This is a genomic window from Corallococcus sp. CA047B (assembly GCF_003612065.1).
GTDB lineage: Bacteria > Myxococcota > Myxococcia > Myxococcales > Myxococcaceae > Corallococcus > Corallococcus praedator.
In genome coordinates this window covers 1-5278 of the sequence record NZ_RAWD01000478.1, presented here as the reverse complement: position 1 = coordinate 5278, position 5278 = coordinate 1, and the positions used below count along the sequence as shown (strand labels likewise).

Here is a 5278-nt window from a genome sequence, read left to right as displayed (position 1 = left end):
ACGGAAGGGGGAGCGGTCACGGCCGGGCAGCATAGCAGCCAGCCTCCGCTCCCGGGGCTCCGGTGGGTCGCAAACAGGCCAGGGGCTTCGGGATGGGGTAGCCTTCCCACCATGGTGCGTAGCCCTCTCTTCGCGGCAATCCTCCTGGCCTTCACCGTCGGCTGTGCCTCGCAGCGCCTCTCCGGCGCGGATCTGGATCGAGTCCAACGGCCAGCCTTCATCTCCCGCATCGAGGATGGCGCGGGGCCCAAGAGCCTCGTGTTCCGCGAGGACGGCGCCTACTCCAGCAAGCTCAAGAAGCTGGAGGACAAGGAGGCGGACCGGCGGCTCACCGTGAAGCTGCAGCAGGCGGTGACGCGCTTCGAGCTGTCGGAGCGCCTGCGCGTCACCACCCTGTCCCGTCTCCCGGAGGAGGCCCCGTGGACGGACGCGGTGGATCCCGCCCGGGTCGCCACCTCGCTGGAGAGCTTCCTCGTGGAGGAGGTGCCCGCCAACGCCCCGGACTATGACTTGATGGCCCCGCTGGGCGCGGACACCATCGTGGAGTTCGTCATCCAGGACTTCGGCATGCGCAGCGAGGACGGGCACGCCGGGGCCTACCTCAAGGGTTACGGGCGGATGTTCCGGCTGGATGGCCGCTCGGAGCTGTGGCGCCGGCCGTTCGACATGGACGCGGTGGACCAGGGCGCGCCGCACCTGGACCCGTTCAAGGTCGGCAAGGAGCCGGAGCTGTTCCGCCTGGCGATGACCGCGCTCCTGGACAAGGTGGCGGACATGTTCGTGAAGGACCTGACGCCGACCAACCGCAAGGGCGCCGCCCCCACCGGTGACGCGACGCCGGACACCGTGCCCTCCGCCGTCACCCCGTCGGCCGCGCCTCCGCCGATTCCTGCCCCGCCCGAGCGCCAGCTTCCCCCGGGCGAGCTGCCGGATCCGGACGCCTGACGCTCAGGGAAAGAGGGCGTGCTCGGCCAGGAGCACGCCCAGCCCGACGACGAAGCTGATGAGGGTGACGGGCACCCCGACGCGCAGGTAGTCGACGAAGCCCATGCGCACCTTGCCGCGCGCGGCCTCGAAGACGATGAGGTTCGCCACGCTGCCGACGAGGGTGAGGTTGCCCGCGAGCGTGGAGCCCAGAGCGAGCACGTGCCACGCCAGCTCCGGTTGCTGCATGGCGGGCACCCACGCGCGGGCGAGCATCACGAAGGGCACGTTGCTGAAGAGGTTGGAGGCCACGAGCGTGAGGAACGCGAAGCCCAGCGTTTCGCGCCACGGAGGCCCGGCCATCAGCGGGGAGAACACCTGACGGATCGCCTCCGCCCAGCCCTCCTTGTTCACCCCGTGCACGACGACGAAGAGGCTGGCGAAGAAGAGCAGCAGCACCCAGTCCACGCGCTCCAGCGCCTCGCGCGACTCGTGTCCGGACAGGGACATCACCAGCACGCCGCCCGCGAGCGCGCTCCAGCTCATGGGCAGGCCCACGAAGAACGCCACCACCACTCCCAACAGGCTCCCGAGCGCCAGTGCGAGCAGCCTGCGGTCCACGTCGAGCGGGGGCGGGTGCGTGTCGAAGCGCGCGGTCGGCAGTTGCTTGCGGAACAGGTAGAGGAGCGCGACCGCGACGATGACGGTGGAGATCAGCGCGGGCAGGGCCATGTACCCGGCGAACCGCGCGTAGCCCAGACCGGACGCGCCTTGAATCAGCATGTTCTGCGGGTTGCCGGTGAAGGTGGCCACGGAGCCGCTGTTGCTGCCCATGCACACGGCGAGCAGGTACGGCACGGGGGGCAGGCGCGCGTCCTCCACCACCACGAGCACGAGCGGCGTGAGGAACAGGCACACGGTGTCGTTGACGAGGAACGCGGACAGCACGGCGCTGACGAACGTGACGGCCACCAGCAGCAGTCGGGGCGTGTGGGCGACCCGCAGGGCCTTCGCTCCGGCGGCGCGGAAGAAGTTCGCCTGCGCCAGGTACGCGGCCAGCAGCATCATCCCCAACAGCAGGACGAGGGTGTCCATGTCGATGGCCTGCTGGCCCCGGTCCGCGCTGTGGCCGAACACCTCCGCGGGCGTGACGACCCCGACGACGACCATCAGCGTGGCGCCCAAAAGCGCGCCTCCGGGACGGTCCAGTTTGACGAAGGGCAGCCGTGCCCCGGCGATGAAGATGTACGTGAAAAGGAAGATCGCGAGCGCCACGGGCGCGGGACACTAGGACGCGCCCATGAGGCAAGTCGAGGCTTGGAGTGGGCACGCCAGAAACGGAGCCCAGGGGGCTGCCTCGCCGCCTGCTGCTCGCCCAAACCTGTCCGACAGTCGGACAGGTTCGCGCGATGCGCCACCCCTAGGGGGCCTCATTCACCAAGACCTCCTTGGGGTGAATCCACACAATGCGCGGGGGAGCCGCTTCCGTGGACACCCCCGATGTCGCGGTGGAAACCTCAAAGGTTCTGAGATGATGGACTTTTAAGGTTCATTACGCTCAGACTCACAGGGGCCCTGTCGCTCTTGCCCCTTGAGGAGTCATGCCCACCTCCACCACCGACGCGCCGGTGAGTACCCGGCCGGCACCGCGCCGGAACGCCTTCCCGCCCACGCCCGACAAGCCGAGGCCCCTCTTCACCGTGGATGGCATCCGCTATGAGGCCATCCGCGAGTTGATGCTGATGCAAACGGGGGAGCAGCTCCTGCTTGCCCGGCGCTACTCGGAGAAGGGCGATGAGCTCCCCGGTCTCTGCTTCGTCCGCAGGCTCGCCAACCCCTCCACCTTCATGCGCCGCACTCGGCTCGGGGAGGAGATTCAACTGGCCTTCCGCCTCCGTCATCCGGCCATCGCGCAGGTGTTCCACCGCAAGGTGCACCTCGATGCCCTGCACGTCGTCATGGAGTGCGTGGAGGGGCCTTCTCTGGAGACGCTGGTGAGCGCGGGCGTGGCGCGCGGCCGGCCTGTTTCGGAGGCCTTTGCCCTCTATGTCGGCGCGGAACTCGCAGAGGCACTGCACCACGCGCACACCCTGACCCGAGAGGACGGTCAGCCGCTGGGCATCATCCACCGCGACGTCAATCCCCGGCATGTCTACGTGGGGGCGCATGGCGAGGTGAAGTTGATGAACTTCGGCGCGGCCTACTCCCTGGTGATCGAGCGGGAGGAGTCGCCCGCGAGCCTCGTCCGGGGCGACGTGGCCTATGCCTCACCCGAATACCTGGAGCGGCAGCCGCTCACGCCTCGCTCCGATGTCTTCAGTCTGGGCGTGCTGCTGGTGGAGCTCTTCACCGGCAAGCACCCTTTCGATGTGGAGGACGTGCCGCGCAGGCCCCCGGGACTGGCCCCCCTGCATACGGAGATCACTCCCTCGCTGCCGCTGACGCAGATGCGGGTGTTGCTCGCGAGCTTCGGGCCCGAGGAGGTGGAAGCCGCCGTGGAGATGCTTTCTCCAGACGTGAAGGAACTCCTGCACGCGGCGCTCCGGGCCAACCCTGACGAGCGCTTCGCCACGGCGGAGGCCCTGCGCGATGTCATGCGGGTGGCCCTGGCGAGGCGACACCCGGGCTACGGGCGTCAGGAGGCCGCCGCGGAATGGGCCCGGGTGCTGGCCGAAGGCAGCGTGCTTCGCGACGCGGTGGAGTTCGGCGAGGGCGGCCTCTTTCAGGAGGGCCTGGAGGCGCACGAACTGGACGCGCTGGGAAGGAAGTAGCGCGGTCAGCGCGCCAGCGCGGAGGCGACATGGAGGAGGGCGTCCAGGTCCTCCTCCTCCAGCTTCTGGGCAAGGTGGAGGAGGCGTCGCAGCTTCGGCCCCTCTTCTTCCTGGGGCCGCTGGGCCTTTCGCCCACTGGCTTTCGGCGTCAGGCCCATCAACGTCTCGGGTGACACCCGCAGCTCCCGGCAGAGCCGGTAGAGGGAGGGGACGCTGGGCAGCATCTTGCCGCGCTCCAGTCGGCTGTAGACGGGGTGCACCAGCCCGATGCGTTCGGCGACTTCAGCCTGCGTCAGTCCCAGGTGCTCGCGGGCGGCGCGTGCCGCAGTGCCAATGGTAATGGCCAGTTCTTCATTCATGGAGGGTGTGCAGCGTAACCGAGAAGTCCGAACCCGGGCCGTCAGCGAGCCCGAAGGAAGGATGCCATGAGACCACCGCCCGCCATCTGGGCGCCTGGGGCCCAGGTGCTGGGCTACACGCTGGAGCGGCAGCTGGGGCAGGGCGGCTTCGGCACGGTGTACCTCGCGCGGTGTGAAGGACAGCCTTGCGCGGTGAAGCTGCTGCACCTGCCACGCGTGGGCGAGCGGGCGGAGCGCGAGGTCTCCATCCTCACCCGCCTGCACCACCCCAACGTGGTGAGGATTCTGGGACATGGCTACTGGCCGGTGGCGGAGCCGCACTTCGCCGTCATCGCCATGGAGTACGTGGACGGACGCCGGCTGGACGCGTGGGCGGAGGAGGAGAACCCCACCGCACGACAGGTGGCGGACGTGGTGCTGGGCGTGGCGCGGGCGCTCACCGCCACCCACGCGGATGGGGTCGTGCACCGGGACGTGAAGGAAGCCAACGTCATGGTGCGCACCTCGGATGGCCTGGCCAAGTTGGTGGACTTCGGCATCGGCGACTACGAGGGGGCGCGCTCCCTGACGCAGGACATCCTCCCGCCAGGGACGCCGGACTACCGCTCGCCGGAGGCTTGGAGGTTCCTGCGAAGCCACCGGGATGTACCGGGGGCCCGCTTCACGGCGGGCCCTTCGGACGACTTGTGGGCGCTGGGCCTGGTCCTCTACCGGTTGTTGACGGCACGCTTTCCCTTCGACGGTCCGGATGCCCACGCGTTGACGGAGGCCATCCTCACCCTTACGCCCACGCCGCCCCACGAAGCGAACGCCCGCGTGCCCCGGGCCCTGGGTGACGTGTGCCTGCGGCTGTTGGAGAAGACACCCGAGGCGCGCACGTCGAGCGCCCAGACCGTCTGTCAATCGCTGGAGGAGGCGCTGCGCGATGCGGATGCGACGTGGGAGGTGCCACTCTGCGATGCCTACGACGAGGACTCCGCGACGACTGAGGGCGGTGGAGACAGCTTCGAGAAATGGCGGAATCAGCCTCGGCACCGGCCGCGCCGGGGCAAGCGGGCTTCTCCGCGGAAATGGCCAGCGCCGGCCGAGAATGCGGCCCTGGCCGAGGTGGCCGAAGCACCTCTTCAAGGGACCACGGTTCGGGTGTCGCCGCGGATGGGCCGGCCCGCACGTTCCTGGGCGATGCTGGCCCTGGTGCTGGTCGCGATGGGGGCGGTGCTGGGG

General features: G+C 69.3%; 5 protein-coding genes. 3 read left to right on the top strand and 2 right to left on the bottom strand.

What is annotated here, in order from left to right:
* Nucleotides 1–111: 111 nt before the first annotated feature.
* A complete protein-coding gene (locus D7X74_RS39315; protein WP_199732927.1) occupies nt 112–945 on the top strand; it encodes a hypothetical protein in 834 nt (277 codons plus the stop codon).
* Nucleotides 946–948: 3 nt separating this feature from the next.
* Here D7X74_RS39315 and D7X74_RS39310 read toward each other — a convergent pair whose 3' ends face one another.
* Nucleotides 949–2199, bottom strand: a complete 1251-nt coding sequence (locus D7X74_RS39310; RefSeq protein ID WP_120538074.1) for an SLC13 family permease — start codon at nt 2197–2199, stop codon at nt 949–951.
* 326 nt (nt 2200–2525) lie between these two features.
* On the opposite strand from D7X74_RS39310, the gene D7X74_RS39305 reads away from it, so the two are divergent.
* Nucleotides 2526–3695 (top strand): serine/threonine-protein kinase, encoded by a 1170-nt coding sequence (locus D7X74_RS39305; protein WP_120538073.1) that lies wholly within the window; start codon nt 2526–2528, stop codon nt 3693–3695.
* Nucleotides 3696–3700: 5 nt separating this feature from the next.
* Here the strand turns inward: D7X74_RS39305 and D7X74_RS39300 are convergent, their stop codons facing one another.
* Nucleotides 3701–4054: a helix-turn-helix domain-containing protein gene (locus D7X74_RS39300; RefSeq protein ID WP_120538072.1), complete on the bottom strand. Its 354-nt coding sequence runs from the start codon at nt 4052–4054 to the stop codon at nt 3701–3703.
* A 66-nt stretch (nt 4055–4120) separates the two neighbouring features.
* On the opposite strand from D7X74_RS39300, the gene D7X74_RS39295 reads away from it, so the two are divergent.
* The coding region (locus D7X74_RS39295; protein WP_147446852.1) for a serine/threonine-protein kinase at nt 4121–5278 on the top strand (1158 nt) is incomplete at its 3' end.